General features: G+C 68.2%; 18 protein-coding genes. 14 read left to right on the top strand and 4 right to left on the bottom strand.

The window, feature by feature from the left end:
- Positions 1-27: 27 nt before the first annotated feature.
- From BEP68_RS08265 to BEP68_RS08230, 8 genes are all read left to right on the top strand, one after another.
- Entirely contained in the window at positions 28-2,094 is a 2,067-nt protein-coding gene (locus BEP68_RS08265) for a flagellar biosynthesis protein FlhA (RefSeq protein ID WP_187249697.1), read from the top strand.
- 89 nt (positions 2,095-2,183) lie between these two features.
- Positions 2,184-2,432, top strand: a complete 249-nt coding sequence (gene csrA, locus BEP68_RS08260) for a carbon storage regulator CsrA (protein WP_053096324.1) — start codon at positions 2,184-2,186, stop codon at positions 2,430-2,432.
- A gap of 141 nt (positions 2,433-2,573) precedes the next feature.
- Positions 2,574-3,035, top strand: coding sequence for a flagellar export chaperone FlgN (flgN, locus tag BEP68_RS08255; protein ID WP_222839304.1), 462 nt, complete (start codon positions 2,574-2,576; stop codon positions 3,033-3,035).
- Positions 3,036-3,042: 7 nt separating this feature from the next.
- Entirely contained in the window at positions 3,043-4,449 is a 1,407-nt protein-coding gene (gene flgK, locus BEP68_RS08250) for a flagellar hook-associated protein FlgK (protein ID WP_056278825.1), read from the top strand.
- A gap of 16 nt (positions 4,450-4,465) precedes the next feature.
- Positions 4,466-5,353, top strand: a complete 888-nt coding sequence (gene flgL / locus BEP68_RS08245) for a flagellar hook-associated protein FlgL (protein ID WP_072591334.1) — start codon at positions 4,466-4,468, stop codon at positions 5,351-5,353.
- The gene (locus tag BEP68_RS08240) at positions 5,350-5,748 is read left to right on the top strand and encodes a flagellar assembly protein FliW (RefSeq protein WP_056278824.1); all 399 of its coding nucleotides are present in this window, start codon (positions 5,350-5,352) and stop codon (positions 5,746-5,748) included. The genes flgL and BEP68_RS08240 overlap by 4 nt, the downstream gene beginning before the upstream one ends.
- 241 nt (positions 5,749-5,989) lie before the next feature.
- Entirely contained in the window at positions 5,990-6,304 is a 315-nt protein-coding gene (locus BEP68_RS08235; RefSeq protein WP_053096320.1) for an HU family DNA-binding protein, read from the top strand.
- A gap of 170 nt (positions 6,305-6,474) precedes the next feature.
- Positions 6,475-7,278, top strand: a complete 804-nt coding sequence (locus tag BEP68_RS08230) for a sigma-70 family RNA polymerase sigma factor (protein WP_053096318.1) — start codon at positions 6,475-6,477, stop codon at positions 7,276-7,278.
- A 33-nt stretch (positions 7,279-7,311) separates the two neighbouring features.
- Here BEP68_RS08230 and BEP68_RS08225 read toward each other — a convergent pair whose 3' ends face one another.
- Entirely contained in the window at positions 7,312-8,400 is a 1,089-nt protein-coding gene (locus BEP68_RS08225) for an AAA family ATPase (protein ID WP_053096315.1), read from the bottom strand.
- A 131-nt stretch (positions 8,401-8,531) separates the two neighbouring features.
- Here BEP68_RS08225 and BEP68_RS08220 point away from each other — a divergent pair, with 131 nt between their 5' ends.
- The gene (locus BEP68_RS08220) at positions 8,532-8,906 is read left to right on the top strand and encodes a hypothetical protein (RefSeq protein WP_053096313.1); all 375 of its coding nucleotides are present in this window, start codon (positions 8,532-8,534) and stop codon (positions 8,904-8,906) included.
- A gap of 29 nt (positions 8,907-8,935) precedes the next feature.
- Here the strand turns inward: BEP68_RS08220 and BEP68_RS08215 are convergent, their stop codons facing one another.
- Positions 8,936-9,769 (bottom strand): zinc-ribbon domain-containing protein, encoded by an 834-nt coding sequence (locus BEP68_RS08215; protein WP_187249696.1) that lies wholly within the window; start codon positions 9,767-9,769, stop codon positions 8,936-8,938.
- 101 nt (positions 9,770-9,870) lie between these two features.
- Between BEP68_RS08215 and BEP68_RS08210 the strand changes: the two genes are divergently transcribed.
- Entirely contained in the window at positions 9,871-10,761 is an 891-nt protein-coding gene (locus tag BEP68_RS08210; protein ID WP_187249695.1) for a TIGR01777 family oxidoreductase, read from the top strand.
- Between the two features lie 27 nt (positions 10,762-10,788).
- Here BEP68_RS08210 and BEP68_RS08205 read toward each other — a convergent pair whose 3' ends face one another.
- On the bottom strand, positions 10,789-11,553 hold the full coding sequence (locus tag BEP68_RS08205) for an SDR family oxidoreductase (RefSeq protein WP_187249694.1): 765 nt from the start codon (positions 11,551-11,553) through the stop codon (positions 10,789-10,791).
- A gap of 100 nt (positions 11,554-11,653) precedes the next feature.
- On the opposite strand from BEP68_RS08205, the gene BEP68_RS08200 reads away from it, so the two are divergent.
- Positions 11,654-12,490, top strand: a complete 837-nt coding sequence (locus BEP68_RS08200; protein ID WP_053096305.1) for a helix-turn-helix transcriptional regulator — start codon at positions 11,654-11,656, stop codon at positions 12,488-12,490.
- Positions 12,491-12,554: 64 nt separating this feature from the next.
- Here BEP68_RS08200 and BEP68_RS08195 read toward each other — a convergent pair whose 3' ends face one another.
- A complete protein-coding gene (locus tag BEP68_RS08195; protein WP_072591328.1) occupies positions 12,555-13,394 on the bottom strand; it encodes an aldo/keto reductase in 840 nt (279 codons plus the stop codon).
- Positions 13,395-13,416: 22 nt separating this feature from the next.
- Here BEP68_RS08195 and BEP68_RS08190 point away from each other — a divergent pair, with 22 nt between their 5' ends.
- The 3 genes from BEP68_RS08190 to BEP68_RS08180 are packed head-to-tail and all read left to right on the top strand — an operon-like array spanning position 13,417 to position 16,328.
- Positions 13,417-13,839 (top strand): YchJ family protein, encoded by a 423-nt coding sequence (locus tag BEP68_RS08190; RefSeq protein WP_053096300.1) that lies wholly within the window; start codon positions 13,417-13,419, stop codon positions 13,837-13,839.
- Between the two features lie 34 nt (positions 13,840-13,873).
- On the top strand, positions 13,874-14,605 hold the full coding sequence (locus BEP68_RS08185; RefSeq protein ID WP_053096298.1) for a zinc ribbon domain-containing protein: 732 nt from the start codon (positions 13,874-13,876) through the stop codon (positions 14,603-14,605).
- Between the two features lie 25 nt (positions 14,606-14,630).
- Positions 14,631-16,328, top strand: a complete 1,698-nt coding sequence (locus BEP68_RS08180) for a bifunctional 3'-5' exonuclease/DNA polymerase (RefSeq protein ID WP_315985291.1) — start codon at positions 14,631-14,633, stop codon at positions 16,326-16,328.
- Position 16,329 lies beyond the last annotated feature (1 nt).

Genomic DNA, 16,329 nt, shown 5'->3' with positions numbered 1-16,329 from the left:
AGCAGAGAGAATCAGAAGGCGAGACGCATGATCGGTCAGCTGTTGTCCAAGGGGGCTGTTCCCGTCGGTGTGGTGGGGATCATCCTCCTGCTCATCGTGCCCATCCCGACCGGTCTGCTCGACGTGCTCATCGTCCTGAACATCTCGTTCGCGCTGCTGATCCTCCTGACCGCGATGTTCGTGAAGAAGCCTTTGGACTTCTCGGTGTTCCCGAGTCTGCTGCTCGTCGCGACCCTCTTCCGGCTCGGCCTCAACGTCGCGTCGACCCGCCTCGTGCTCAGCGAGGCCCACGCGGGTCAGGTGATCCAGGCGTTCGGTCAGATCACCATCAGCGGCTCACTCGTGATCGGTGCCGTGATCTTCCTCATCCTCACCGTCATCCAGTTCGTCGTGGTCACCAAGGGTGCCGAGCGCGTCGCCGAGGTGGGCGCGCGCTTCACGCTCGACGCCATGCCGGGCAAGCAGATGGCGATCGACGCCGACCTGAACGCCGGTCTGATCACGGATGACGAGGCGCGCAGGCGACGCGCAGAGGTCGCCGCGGAGGCGGACTTCTACGGTGCGATGGACGGTGCGTCGAAGTTCGTCAAGGGAGACGCGATCGCGGGCATCGTGATCGTGGTCATCAACTTCGTCGGCGGCATCATCATCGGCATGGTGCAGCACGGCATGGAGGTGGGCGAGGCGCTCGAGACGTACAGCATCCTCACCATCGGCGACGGGCTGGTGACCCAGATCCCCGCACTGCTCATGGCGGTGTCGACCGGCATGATCGTCACGCGTGAGAACGCGGAGGCCGAGATGGGTCAGGCCGCCGGCCGTCAGCTCATGCAGTCCCGCAACGCCCTGGTGATCACCGGACTCGCCGCCATCGCCATGGGGTTCATCCCCGGGATGCCGCTCGTGATCTTCCTGGCGATCGGAGCGGTCCTGCTGTTCGCGGCATCCCGCGTGAAGGCGAACGAGGACCGCGATGCCGCACGTGAGGCGGATGCCCTGCAGCAGGAGGCCGTCGAGGCCGGCACCGAGGGCCCGGAGGACCTCATGGACCGGATGCGCGTGCACGCCCTCGAGATCTCGCTGTCTCCCGACATCGTCGATCTCGCCTCAGGGGGAGCGGGAGATCTGCTCACCCGGGTGAAGTCCCTCCGCCGCAAGCTCGCCCTCGACATCGGCATCCTCATGCCGCCGGTGCGCACGCGGGACAACATCGAGCTGCCCGCGCAGACGTACTCGATCCTCATCGCCGGGGTCGAGGCCGGACGCGGGTCGGTTCCTCGGGGCCACGTTCTCGCGATCGGCACGGGACTCGAGCAGCTTCCGGGCACGGCCGTGGTCGACCCGGTGTTCGGTCTCGAGGGCAAGTGGGTCCCCGCCGAGATGTCGCACGCCGCCGACATGGCCGGCGCGACGGTGATCGATCGGGCGAGCGTCATCATCACCCACCTCTCCGACATCGTGCAGAGCCAGGCCGACCGCCTGCTCTCCCTCGAAGACGTCCGCCAGCTGACCGAGCACTTGAAGCAGTCCAGCCCCGCGACGGTCGAGGAACTCACCCCGGCCGTGCTGTCGCTCGCCGCGATCCAGCGCGTGCTGGCGGGGCTCCTCTCCGAGCGGGTGCCGATCAACGACCTGGCGCGCATCTACGAGGCGCTCGCACTCCGAGGCAAGGCGTCGACGGAGACGGCGGGTCTCATCGACGCGGCCAGGGCGGCGCTCGGGCCGGCGATCGCCTCGCGCTTCGCCGAGGACGGACGCATCCGGGTCGTCATGTTCGAGCCGATCCTCGAGCAGCAGATGCTCGAGGGCATGCGCGTCGTCGACGGTCACCCGCAGATCGTGCTGACGCCGGAGGCGACGATGCAGGTGCTCGAGAACGTGCGTCGCACTGTCGCCGAACTCGACCAGGTCGGTCCGGAGCCCGTTCTCGTCTGCGCGCCGTCACTGCGACAGGCGGTGCGTCGGATGGTGTCATCGCAGGTCAGCGGCCTTCCGGTGCTCTCCTACGATGAGGCTGCGGCGGGCGGTCTCGCGACCGACGTGGTCGGTGTCGTCCGCATGACGCAGTCGGCTCTTCCCAGCGGCGCGTTGTAGCGTTCGATTCTGCTCATTTATGAGTTGAGTGCGATACGTTTGTGAGCAGAGGGCGCACCGGCGCTCACGCCATGGAAGGCAGACGACGCATGCTGGTACTGACGAGACGCGCCAACGAGAGCATCGTGATCGGCGACGACATCACCGTCACGATCCTCGCCGTGACGCCGAGCGGTGTCCGTGTCGGCATCGACGCCCCTCGCGACAAGCGCATCAACCGCGCCGAGATCGTCATCGCCGTGAGCGATGCGAATCAGGAGGCCGTGCAGACCTCCTCCGACGACTCCGCCGAATCGCTCATTCTCGGCGCCCTGGGCAGAACCACCCCTGCTCCATGATCGGACGCTCGGAGTGTCATCTCCGGGACTCCGAGTTACTGCGTCGAGCGTTGTCGCGATAGTCGTTCATGTGACGGGCGATCCCGTCATGGAAACCGCGACATGACGAGGTGACGAATCGTGGCCGCTCACGACCTGAGCATGCAACTGATGCGAGAGCGCGATCTGCTGGAGGTGCTGCTGTTCAAGCTCGACGAGCAGCAGATGCTGCTCGCGACCGGACGCAACCGGTGGATCCACCATGCGGCGAACGAGATCGAGCGGGTCCTCGCGGCCATGCCGACCGTCGCGCTGTCGCGCGACACGCTGGTCATCGCGGTGGCTGACGAGTGGGGCGTGCCCGAGGCGACGACGCTCCGCGATCTGATCGAGGCTGCGCCGACCGACGCGTGGCGCGAGATCCTGTCGGGTCATCTCGAGGCCATGACCACTCTGGCCGACGAGATCGGCGACATGAAGAAGGTCAACGAGCAGCGTCTGCGCACGGCGATCCGGGTGACGCAGGAGACGATCGCCGGCCTCGGGGTGCCGACCGGCGAATACGACACGCACGGCGACGTCGTCCGCGGCGCGGACGCCCGACTTCTCGACACCAGGGTCTGAGGTAACCATGTCTTCCTTCGCAGGGCTCCGCCTCGCAGAATCCGCGCTCTCGGCCGCACGCGCGGGGATGACCGTCACGGGTCAGAACATCGCCAACCAGACGACTCCGGGCTACACGCGCCAGCGGGTGGAGCAGACCTCGCTCTCGGCGCCGGGGCAGACGGGGCTCTGGCCATCCGGCATCGCCATCGGCGGGGGAGTGGGCGTGACCGGGATCGCGAGGCTCGGCGACGACATTCTCGATGCCCGTGTGCGCGACGCGCTGTCGACCTCCGGCTTCTGGTCGGCTCGTGCGACGGCAGCGAGCCGCGCAGAGGACGTGCTGGCCGAACCCACGAAGGACGGTCTCGCCGCGAACCTCAACAGGTTCTGGTCGGGCTGGTCCGACCTCGCCAACACGCCGGATCCGGCAGCGGCGCAGGTCGTGCTCTCGAATGCCGACGTGCTCATCGGACAGATCGCGGAGGGCTACCAGACCATTGCGGGGCAGTGGAACGACCTGCGCAGTCAGGTCGACGGTCAGCTCGCCGACGTCAACGCCGCTGCGAGCCAGGTGGCCACTCTCAACGGACAGATCAGGGAGGCGCTGCAATCGGGGCGCAACGCCAACGAGCTCATGGACCAGCGCAGCGTCCTCGCCCAGCAGCTCTCGTCGGCCGTCGGTGCGAAGGGCATCGTCGAGCCGGACGGCACACTGACTCTTCGCGTCGACGGCAATGCGCTCGTGTCGGGCGACAGCAGCCGAGCGCTCGTCGCGAGCGGACCGCGTGACATCGCGGACGCAGGTCGGATCACCGTCTCATGGGCGGATCGACCGAACCTCGCGGTGCCGATCACGGGTGGCGTCGTCGGCGGCACGATCAGCGCTCTGGCCCCCGCGTCCGACGGGGGGACGCTCGCCGGCGTCGCGGCCGCCTACAACGAGACGGCGACCGCGCTCGCGACCGCCGTGAACGATGTGCACCGCACCGGCGTCACCTCGTCGGGAGCGGCCGGAGGCGACTTCTTCGCGCTCGACGGTTCGGGTCCGGCGGCGCTGGGACTCCGTGTCGTCCCGACGGGACTCGATCAGCTGGCACTGGCAGCGCCGGGTGCGGGCGCGAAGGACACCACCATCGCCGACCGCATCAGTGCGCTGGGGACATCTGCGGCGGGGCCCAGCAAGACGTGGTCGACGTTCGTCACCGGCTTCGCAGTCGCCGTCGCCGGGGATCTGCAGCGCGCGGACATCGCCGATATGGGCGCGGTCGCGGCGGTCACCGCGCAGCAGTCGAACGCCTCGGTGGACGGCGATGAGGAGACGATCAACCTCCTGACCTACCAGACCGCATACCAGGCGGCGGCTCGCGTTCTGACGGCCGTCGATGAGGCACTGGATCTGTTGATCAACCGCACCGGCCTCGTCGGCCGCTGACTCTGGGGAGAGTGAAATGATCGGTCGAATCACGACCAGCACCATGACGCAGCAGTCGCTGCGCACACTGCAGACCAACCTCGCGGATCGCGCACGGCTGCAGGATCAGGCCGCGTCGCAGCGCGCCTTCCGCTCGCCGAGCGACGATCCGGCCGCCGCGGCCACGGCGCTCGGTGTGCACGGTGATCAGGCGCGCGTCGCTCAGTTCGCCCGCAACCTCAGCGACGGGATGGCGTGGGTGACCACGGTCGACACCGCTCTCGGCGCAAGCGCCGATCTGCTCAACCGCGCGCGTGATCTCACCGCACAGGGAGCGAACTCGGGCGCGCTGAGCCCGACCGCTCGCGAGTCGATCGCCCAGGAGCTCGAGTCCATCAGCGCAGAGCTGCTCGCCAAGGCGAACACGAGGGTGCTCGGCCGCAGCGTCTTCGCGGGAACGAGCGATGCGGGAGCCGCGTTCGATCCCACCACCTTCAGCTTCAACGGCGGCGCGGGCGACGGCGTGCATCGCCGCATCAGCGAGAACGAGACCGTGCGCGTGGACTTCGACGGCGCTCAGGCGTTCGGCGAAGGGGCCGACAGCGCCTTCGCCCTGCTGAACGACATCGCGGCGGAACTGCGCAGCGGTGCCGAGGTCGGCTCGCGTCTCGGCGACATCGATGCGCGGCTGAAGGACGTCACCGCGGCTCGCGGATCCACGGGCGCTCGTCAGGTGCAGATCGAGCGGGCGTCGGCGCAGAATCTCTCCTCGTCGATCGACCTCGAAGCGCGCCGTGCCGAGGTCGAGAACGTCGACAGTCTCGAGGTGCTCGTGCACCTGCAGTCGGCCGAGCTCGTGTTCCAATCCGCCCTGCAGGTGACGGCCCGCTCGCTGCAGACCAATCTGATGGAGTTCCTGCGATGAGCGCACCCACTGACCGGACGACGGCGACGGTCGACGTCGAGTTCGCTTCGCCGATGCCCGGACTCGCTCCGCACACCTCTTTCACCCTCGAGCAGATCGACGGAGCGGAAGGGCTGCACGCGCTGCGCGCGACGGATGCCGACGTGCGCCTGTTCCTCCTCGACCCGCGATCCGGGGACTACGGCTACGAGCCGAGCATCCCCGCAGACGTGCAGTCCGAGATCGGCGCCGCCGACGAGTCGGAGATCCGGGTGTTCGTCGTGGCGAACCCCTCGGCCGACGGCGTGTACATCAACCTGCGTGCGCCGATCCTGATCCACACCGGATCCGGCCGTGCCGCACAGGCGATCCTCGAGGATCAGCGCTACCCGATCCGCGCCCTGCTGGGTGCCTGAGCAGGACGTGACGTTCGACGGCTCTTTCGACATGGTGGACTCCCGGCACGGGGAGAATTCCGAGATTCACCGCATATACCAAGGAAGAGCATCTATCCTCTAAGAGCACAGGCTGGGGTACTGGCGGGATCCCGGCGTCGTCGCAGGAGATCGGGACCTGGGGCACGTCATGGATGCGGTTGGTAGGGGTACAGCGCACGACGCTCGGTGACGAGCGACATTCCATGGGACGGAAGACGACATGAGCACATCAAGGACGCTCGAGACGAATCGGGTGAGCAAGCGGGAGTTCGTGCAGAGATTCGCACGACGCGGTGGCATCTCGGTTCAGGCCGCACAGACGGCGTACAACGCGATGATCGACGAGCTCCTCGACCTCGTGGGCCGCGGGAACACGGTCACACTCACCAACTTCGGCAAGTTCTATCCGCAGACGCACAAGGGGCACCGGGTGCAGTTCGCGAAGGACGACGGAGACGCCGAGGTCAACGACTACACCGTGCTGAAGTTCTCCGCGACGCGCGAGGTGAACCGCCGCGTCAAGGTGAACGATTAGTCATCGTTATCTGAACGTAAACGAGAATCCCCGGAGGTTTTGGCCTCCGGGGATATTTCTTGCCCGTCGCACCCCTAGTCTGTAGTCAGATGTAGTTCTGGCCACTGGGGAGAGGCCGCGCTGTGAGTCGCTGGGGAGGGCTTGCACTTACAGTGAAAGAGGCGAATCCGATGCCTATGCGTGCCCGCAACCAGCTCGTGGTCGATCACCTGCACATCGTCGGTGCGGCGACGGCATATGTGGCGTCTCGACTCACGCATGTCTCCCGTGACGACCTCGCCTCTGCCGGTGCGTTCGCGCTGGTCCGCGCGGCCGAGAAGTTCGACGCGACCCTCGGCGTGCCCTTCGGCGCGTTCGCTCGAGGACGCGTCAACTGGGCGCTGAAAGACGAGCTGCGGTCGATGGACTGGGCGCCTCGAGATGTTCGGGTGCGAGCCAAGCAGACGACGAAGGTCCGACAGACGCTCACGGCCGCCCTCGGTCGCACGCCCACTGTGGCGGAGATCGCGGCAGCCATGGGCGTCGACACGGCCGTCGCGCGCGAAGGGCTCGCCGACGCCGAGCGTCTGCTGACGAGTCTCGATGCGCCGGACGCTCCGGAGATCGTGTGGACCGGCTACCTGCCCGAGGAGCTCGCGATCGCCTCCGAGCGCGACGAGTTCCTGCGGCGCGCCGTCGACGCGCTGCCGGAGCGCAAGCGGGCGATCATCACGGCGATCTATTTCGAGGACCGCACGGTCAAGGATCTCGCGGAGCAGCTCGGCGTCTCCCACGCCGCCGTCTCGCAGCAGCGTGCGGAAGCGGTGCGCATGCTTCGAGATGCGCTGGATCGGCACTACGCCGACACCCCTCAGCGTGAGGCAGCACCGGCAGCGCGGTCCTCCGCGTCGGCGCTGGACGCGTACTTCGAGCGCCTCGCGGCCGGCGGTCAGCGGTTCACGCGCGCGATACTGTCGCACGCGGTCGGCGTCTGATCCGTCGCGCGCACGCGCGTGGCCGCAGGGCCGTCAGAGACCGAAGCCGTAGCTGGGCTGACCCACCAGGATGAGACTGACCGTCGTCGGGTAGACCTCGGGCTCTTCATCCTCATCGTCGAGCAGCTCGAGCTTGTGGATCGGCACGAAGATGCCGCCGTCCGGCTCGAAGATGAGATCCTTCGGCACGAACGAGGCGAAGATCGACCGTGTCGCGTGGCGCAGCTCGAACGTGCGACCGACGTCGCCGCGCTCGAAGAGGTTCATCTCGACCTCATCCGACCACACCTTGCCGTCGGGGAAGCGAGCCTCGATGCGATAGGTGCTCGGTTCGACCGCCTTGATGTTGAGATCCTCCACGACGTCCGCGAACAGTGCGTCCGGCTGCTCGAGTTCGAAGGCGATGGCGCGGAGGTGGTCGTAGTTGAGGCGAGCGCGACGCGAGAACAGTGCGACGTTCTCGATCTCGTCCGGGTCCGCGTGGGGGGCCTGATCGATGAGGTACTGGCGCACCTCGTCGGGACCGGGGTACTCGAATCGCATGTGGTAGTGGAACCTGCCGGGGCGGTTGACGATGTACGTGCTGACGTCGCTGATGTCGTTCACCGTGAGGCAGTAGATGCGCTTCACGGACGAGAGGCCGTCGAACAGGGACAGGAACTGGTTCTGTCGATTGCCTCCCTCTGCGCCCCCGCGGCGGCCAGCGGGGAAGATCTTCTCGAACTCGTCGAAGATGATCAGACACTCGTCGAGGGTGTCCAGGAACTCCACGATGCCGTCGTTGTCCTCTGAGACGATCACGACGGGCAGGCACTGCTCGAGGGCCTCCTCGGCGACCATGCGAAGGAACAGCGTCTTGCCGATCCCCTTGTCGCCGGAGAGCATCACGCCCAGGCTGCGGTCCGAGAGGGCGTAGGACCGGAAGATCTTGTCGACCTTCCTGTCTCGGCCGCCGTAGACGCGCTCGGTGCCGACGGTGAGGTCGTCGATCTTGATCAGGCTGAAGCCCTCTTTCGAGGTGAAGTGCACCCGATAGGTGCCGAGAGGGAACTCATGATGCGTGCGGACGGCGTCGTCGTAGACGCGGACGTGTCCGCCCGTCTCGATGTAGGTGCTGGTCAAGATCCTTCTCCTTCGCTCCCCGTGTTGATATATCGGTTGAGATCGGACTGCCGTAAGGCGTTCGGCGAGATATTTTCGCAGTACCCTGAGCGGACAGCGGGCGTGGGGACGCCCGGGTCAGGGGAACCGCTATGGGGACGAACGCAGGCGAGCAGCCGATCGCGGGGTCGATCGTCATCGTGGTCGAGGCCGCGCCGCAGGGGCTGCTGCAGTACACGCTGGATCCTGACGATCGTCAGCCCGAATGGCAGGTGATCCTCATCGCCCATGACGATGCCGTGATGGGCGCCGCGACGACACCGGAGCAGACGGCGGAGCTGCTGGTGCGCGGCAGCGTCGAGTGCATCAGGCAGAGCATCCCGAGCCTCGAGGTCGGCGGACTCACCATGCGGCCGGAGCTCGGGCCGAACGACAACGCCCAGATCGTCGCCGCCGGCGAGGCCATCTTCCTGCAGTCCGAGTGGGATGCGGTCGTGGAGCAGGCGGGCGATCTCCCCGAGGTCTGAGCGCGAGCGTGCCGCTCCCGGCGGCACCGTCAGCCCGGCGTCAGGAACGCGTCGACGATCAGCGCCCCGCGGATCCCGCGGAGCTCGTCGATGATGCGATCGATTCCCCGCGCGGTCACCGAAGGCATCTGCAGATCGTGGGGTCCCAGTGGTTCGAGCCGTCCGGTGCGAACCCGGATGACCTCCCAGCCGGCGGAGCGCAGCGCGCGATCCTTGCGGAGATCGGTCTGCTCGCGGGTGCCGACATGCTCGAGTCCGTGGCGCCCGACCGTGTCGTACTCGATCGCGACACGGAGCTCCGGCAGCAGGATGTCCGGCCACACCTCGGTATGGCGGAAGAACGGGCGAGAGACTTTGACCGCGTTGACACCGGTCGTGACGGAGATGCGGGCGGCGAGCATCGCGCGGAGTCTGGCCTCGGCGGCGGATGCCGGTGCCGGGGCGCAGACGCTGGAGAAGGCTTCGCCGGAGGGGAGATCGGGCGTCTTGCTGCAGAGGGTGAGCGGGCGTTTCGGCCGCCGGGGGATCGCGCGGGCTTCGCCCAGCACGACCGGCTGGGGCCTGGCGAGCGTCGAGCATTCCGGGCACCACGCCGACTGGCGGCGCACCCGACCGGGGCGTTCGCGCTGCTCAGCGGGGGTGGCGGCGAAACGATGGCCCACTCGGCATTCCCAGCACAACAGCACATCGGCCGCCAACGGCACCTGCGAGAGTGCGATGCCGTGATTGAGTTCGGGGTGGTACTGGCGGATCAGTTCGGGGTAGGCGGCCCACTGCGAACGATAGGTGCCGATCTCGTAGGGCACCTCCCGTCCTCGCGAGAACTGGCGTCTCGCCCACCACGACTGCACGGGTTCGGTCACGTCGGGCAACCTACCGGGCACTCCGGACATCGCCAGGAGGGGCTGGACGTGACAGACTCGCGGAGAGCAATGAGTCCGATGAACGGACAGAGGGAGTCGTCATGCCGCAGCGGATCGTGATCAGTGGCGCATCGGGCCTGATCGGCACGGCGCTCGCCTCGTCGCTGCGGTCGGACGGTGTGGAGGTGACGACCCTCGTGCGTCGCCCTCCGCGTGATCCCTCCGAGGTGCAGTGGATGCCGGGGGAGCGCGAGCTCGACCCCGATGTGCTGGCGGGCGCTGTCGCCGTGGTCGCGCTGGGTGGTGCGAGCGTCGGGCGTCTGCCTTGGACGCGACGGTATCGCCGCGAACTCGTCGAGTCCCGACTGACGGGCACCCGCACGCTCGCGACGGCGGTGCGCACCCTGCGAGACGATGCTCCGGCGTTCGTGTCGGCATCCGCTGTCGGCTACTACGGCTCGGCGCCGGGCGAGGTGCTGACCGAGGCGTCGCTCGCGGGCGACACGTTCCTGGCGCAGCTGTGCGTCCGATGGGAGCAGGAGGCGCTGCGCGCGGGGGAGCAGACGACGGTCGCGCTGCTGCGCACCGCTCCGATCATCCATCGCAAGGGTGTGCTGAAGCCGCTCATCCAGCTCACTCGCTTCGGGGTCGCCGGTCCGATCGGGCCCGGCACCCAGATCTGGCCATGGATCTCTCTCGACGATGAGGTGCGCGGCATCCGACACGTGATCGACCAGCGCCTCGAGGGGCCCGTCAACTTCACCGGGCCGACGCGTGCCTCGGCGAACGACATCGGTCGCGCCCTCGCGAAGAGGATGCGCCGACCGTTCTGGATCCCGGCTCCTGCCTGGGCCCTCCGGCTCGCGCTGAGTCGGTCGGCCGCCGATTCGCTGCTGCTCTCCGATGCGGACGTCAGACCCGGCGCGCTCGAAGGCTCGGGCTTCGAGTTTCGGCACAGGACAGCCCAGCAGGCCGTCGACGCCGCGCTGTGATCGGGCGACGACGACTGCCGTGCAGGCTCAGCGCCCGTGCGGGTCGCGCCGATTGAGTGTCTCGACCACCTGCGCATAGTCTCCCCGTGCTTCGCCGTAGCGCAGGAACTTCACGTTCTCGACCTGGATCTCGGTCGCATCCGGCTGGGTCTCGATCAAGTCGACGACCTCGCTGACGAACTCGTCGAGCGGCATCGCGAACTCGCTGGTCTCCTGCCCCGGCATGAGCGAGGTGCGGACGGAGGGCGGTTCGAGCTCGAGCACGCTCACACTCGTGTCGGCGAGCTGCAGACGCAGAGATTCGCTGAGCATGTGGATGGCCGCTTTCGTCGCGTTGTAGGTGGGCGTCACGCGAAGCGGCGCGAAGGCCAGACCGGACGACACGGTCATGATCGTCGCGTCCGGCATGGTGCGCAGGTGCTCGATGAAGGCCGCGATCAGCCGGATCGGACCCAGGAGGTTGGTGGTGACGGTGGCCTCGGCGTCGTCGAGGAACCCCTCGGGCGACGTCCAGTCCTCGACCCGCATGATCCCGGCCATCGGGATGACCACGTTGAGCGAGGGGTGGGCGGCCATGACCGTCTGCGCGGCCGCCCGGATGCTGTCGGCGTCCGTCGTGTCGATCCGGACGGTGTGGATGCCCGGGTTCGCCGCGGCGATCTCGTCGAGCAGCTCGGCGCGACGCCCGCCCACGATCACGGTGTTGCCCCGATCGCTGAGCCGCAGAGCGAGGGCGAGGCCGATACCGCTCGTGGCACCGGGGATGAAGATGGTGTTTCCGCTGATGTTCATACGTCCACTCTTCGTGCTCTCGCCCAGGCCCTCCAGAGATGGCGCATCCAGGGATCGGGCGTCCCTGGATGCGCGAGGCAGAGCACGAGATACTGCAGAGGTGGACAGAGAAGCACTGGCCGAGTTCCTCGTGCGTCGCAGGGAGCAGCTGAAGCCGTCCGACGTCGGCCTCGGTGCGGGGGCGCGTCGACGCACCCCCGGGCTTCGACGCGAGGAGGTCGCGCAGCTCGCCGCCATGTCGACCGACTACTACGCGCGGCTCGAGCAGCAGCGCGGGCCGCAGCCCAGCGTGCAGATCCTCGGCTCGCTCGCACGGGCGCTGCGTCTGACCCCCGACGAGCGTGACTACCTGCATCGGGTCTGCGGACACAGCGCACCGGACCGCACGATCTTCACCGACTACGTGCATCCGGGGATGCTCCGCGTGCTCGACCGGCTTCACGACACGCCCGCATTCGTCGTCTCCGCGCTCGACGAGGTGCTGATCCAGAATGACGCAGCACGCGCTCTGCTCGGCGACGCGAGCGGTCTGGAGGGGATCGAGCGCAGTGGGATCTATCGCTGGTTCGCGCACCCGGACGACGAGCGCCGGCGGTACCCGGAGGAGGATCATCCGCGTCACAGTCGTGTGCTCGTGGCCTCCCTCCGATCCGCCTATGGCGCCCTGGGCGAGCGGTCTCGCGCCGGCGAGATCGTCCGCGAGCTCGCGTCGCTCAGCCCGGAGTTCGCACAGCTGTGGGAGGTGCACGAGGTCAGGCGGCGCTTCGAGGACCACAAGGTCCTGATCCATCCCGAGATCGGTCCGATCGAAGTCGACTGCCAGGCGCTTTTCACCGAGGACGAATCCCAGGCGCTCATCGTCCTGACAGCGGCGCCGGGCAGCGACGCCGAGAGCAAGCTCGAGCTGCTCAGAGTGCTCGGGACGCAGCGCGTCTGAGAGCCGTGACGCGCCGTCGTCCGAGGCTCTACGACCGAGACGCCTCAGGACGCCTCAGGACGCCTCAGGACTCCTCGTGCGATGCGGGATCCGCGTCGAACAGTCGCCCATCGGGGCGTCCGAGCGCCGTGATCGCCTCGACCTCCGCATCCGACAGCACGATCGCTCCGGCCGCGAGGTTCGACACCTGATGCTCGAGCGACGACGCCTTCGGGATCGCGACGGTCTCGCGTGCCACATGCCAGGCGAGCACGGTCTGCGCGGGGGAGATCCCATGGGCGGCAGCCACCTCGCCGATCACCCTCTCCTCGATGAGTTGCTTCGCCCGACCGAGAGGACTCCATGCTTCGGTGAGGATGCCGTGCTCCCGGTGGTAGGCGAGCTGATCGGTCTGCGGGAAGTACGGGTGCACCTCGATCTGGTTCACGACGGGCCTGACCCCGGTCTCCCGCTCGATGCGCTCGAGGTGCTCCGGCAGGAAGTTCGAGACGCCGATCTGCCTCACGACGCCGCGCCGCTGAGCGTCGACCAGCGCCTCCCAGGCCTGCACGTACTCGTCCTGCTGCGGGTTCGGCCAGTGGATCAGATGCAGATCGATCGCGTCGACCCCGAGCCGCGACCGGCTCTCCTCGATGCTCGTCCGCGCCTTCGCGCGCGGGTGATGGCGTCCGGGCAGCTTGGTCGTGACGATGAGCTCTGCGGCGTCCACGTCGGATGCGCGCACGCCGCGACCGACTGACCCCTCGTTCTCGTAGTTGAAGGCCGAGTCGATCAGGCGGTATCCGGCCCCGATCGCCGTGGTGACCGCATCCGCACCCGCGTCGCCGTCGAGCGCGTATGTTCCGAGTCCGAGAGCCGGAAGAGCGAAGCCGTTGTGTGCCGTGAAGTGAGGAAGAGCCGTCATGGCGCCAGCGTACGCTGGAGCGATGAGCGTGGTGCAGAGGATGGCGTCGGATGACGGTGTCCCCGATAATGCCGAGCGGTGTCCCTGTGGCTCCGGAGATCTCTTCGGCGGATGCTGCGGCCCGCTGCTCGGCGGCGCCGCTGCGCCGACGGCCGAACGCCTGATGCGCTCCCGGTTCACGGCGTTCGCGATCGGGGATGCCGCGTACCTCCTGGCGTCCTGGCATCCGTCGACCCGTCCGACCGACCTCGACCTCGACCTCGACGTGGTGTGGCGGCGGCTCGTGATCATCGATCGGGTCGACGGCGGACCCTTCGACCGAGAGGGCGTGGTCGAGTTCGAGGCGTTCTGGCGGCAGGATGCCGAGCGCGGTTCGCTGCGTGAACGGAGCCGCTTCGTGCGGGAGGAGCGCAGTTGGCTGTACCTCGACGGACAGGTCGGGTGATGGACGGGGCTGGGCAGCGACTAGATTTGAGAGCGTGAACGCCAGCCCAGAACACCAGCGCATCCTGCTCGACGTCGCCGACCTGGACCGGCGCATCGCGCAGGCTGAGCGCGCGCGCACCAAGCCGCCGCAGGCCGCTCGCATCGCCGAGCTCGTCGCCATCCGTCAGGAGCAGCTCCGAGAGCTGACGACTCTGACGGGTGTGCGCGATGACGTTCGCACCGAGCTCACGCGTCTCGAAGCCGATGTGAAGCTCGTCGAACAGCGTCGCGCCCGTGACGCCGATCGACTGGCCACGGCGACGAACTCGAAGGAGGCGCAGGCTCTCGAGCACGAGATCGCCAGTCTCGCCAAGCGCCAGAGCGATCTCGAGGATATCGAGCTCGACGTCATGGGGCGCGTGGAGGACGCAGACGCGGCGGTCGCCGCTCAGCAGGCACTGCTCGGGACGACCACCGCGGAGGGCACCGCGCTCACCGCTCAGGCCAAGGCCGACGTCGCCACTGCGACCGATCTGATCGCGCAGTTGACTCGCGACCGTGAGGCGGTCACGGCGACCCTTCCGGCGCCGCTCCTCGCCGAGTACACGCGTCGCGCTGCGAACAGTGCCGGTGCGGCGCTGCTCACCCGCGGAACGTGCGAGGGATGTCGGATCCTGCTCCCCGGCACCGACCTGAACGACATCCGCAATGCGGCAGACGACCTCGTGGTGTCCTGCCCCGAGTGCGGGTGCATCCTGGTGCGCACCGAGGAATCCGGGCTGTGATCCGCGCGCCGCGAGCGCGACGGCGGTGAGCTCGCGGCTCCAGACCGAACGTCGGATCGCCCTGGTCAAGGGCGCGACCGGTGCATACATCGCCGTGGAGCTCGACTCGGACGATGTCGAAGTCGCGCGCACAGAGCTCTCTCCGACCGAGATGCCGGTGTGGGTGGCCGAGCAGGAACGCGTCGATCCGCCCCGGTGGGTGATCCGCAGCGCCCGGGAGATCTACCCCGTGCTGCTCGCCTCGGGTGTTCTTCTCGGCCGATCGCACGATCTGGTGCTCTGCCACGCGATCCTCCGCGACACCGACACCGTCGCTCGTCCGCTCGCACCGTCCGCATCGTGGGTGCGACGCGAACCCGTCGACGACGCGCCGGCATTGTTCGAGGTCGCCGAGCACAGCGATTCGCACGACCCCGTGGCGGATGCGCTCGATCAGTACCGCGAGCAGCGCCGAGTCCTGCGCGACAGCAAGGACGGGCGGCTGACCCTGCTCACGTCGGCCGAGTCGGCGGGTGGCCTCATCGCCGAGGAGATGCGCGCTGCCGGTCTGCCGTGGAACGAGTCCGTGCACGACGGCATCCTCACCGAGATCCTGGGCACTCGACCGATCGCGGGTGGCCTTCCCAGCCGCATGGTGGCTCAGGGCGAGAGGGTGCGCTCGATCCTCAGCGACCCCACGCTCAACCTCGAGAGCCAGCCGAAGCTGCTGCGCGCTCTGCACCGCGTCGGCGTGCAGGTCGAGTCGACGAGCCGGTGGGAACTCGCCCAGCACAGCCACGCCGTGGTCGAACCGCTCCTCGCCTACAAGAAGCTGTCTCGGCTGCTGAGCGCCAACGGGTGGGCCTGGCTCGCCGAGTGGGTGCACGACGGCCGGTTCCGACCGATCTACATCACGGGCGGCGTCGTGACGGGACGATGGGCATCGGCGGGTGGCGGCGCCCTCCAGCTGCCGCGCAATCTGCGCGCCGCCGTGCGCGCTGACGACGGATGGACGCTCGTCGTCGCGGATGTCGCCCAGCTCGAGCCGCGGATGCTGGCCGGCATGGCCGGTGACCGCGCGATGGCCCGGGCGGCCCAGGGCAAGGACCTCTATGAGGGTGTCGTCGAGTCCGGCGCGGTTGCCACGCGAGAGGAGGCCAAGTACGCCGTCCTCGGGGCGATGTACGGCGCGACCACCGGTGACAGCGGCAGGTTGGTCCCTCGATTGCGCAAGGTGTACCCGCGCGCGATGGCCCTCGTCGACCGCGCCGCCCGTTTCGGAGAGGACGGGGGAGTCGTCTCGACGTGGTTGGGACGATCGTCTCCTCGCCCGTCGACGGAGTGGGAGGCGATGCAGGCTGCGGCTACGGGCGCGGATGCCGACCCTGCCGAGGTCGCCCTCGCCCGGCGTCGGGCCCGCGACTGGGGCCGCTTCACGCGCAACTTCGTGGTGCAGGGGACCGCGGCCGAGTGGTCGTTGATCTGGCTGGCGGAGATCAGGCATCGCCTGCAACTGCTCCCCGTCGCGGAGCGCGAAGCTCCGGCATCCGGGATCTTCGGCTCCCGCGCGCACCTGGCCTTCTTCCTGCACGACGAGGTGATCCTGCATGTCCCGCAGGAGCAGGCGGATGCTGCGGCCGACGCGGTGCGCGAGGCCGCGGCTGTGGCCACCCGCCGCCTCTTCGGCAGCTTTCCGATCGACGTGCCGCTCGATCTCCGCATCGCGGAGTCGGCGGAGAAGTAGC

The organism is Microbacterium sp. 4-7, from assembly GCF_014332665.1.
Lineage (GTDB): Bacteria > Actinomycetota > Actinomycetes > Actinomycetales > Microbacteriaceae > Microbacterium.
The sequence above is the reverse complement of the archived record's forward strand: the minus strand, read 5'-3'. Positions and strand labels throughout refer to the sequence as shown.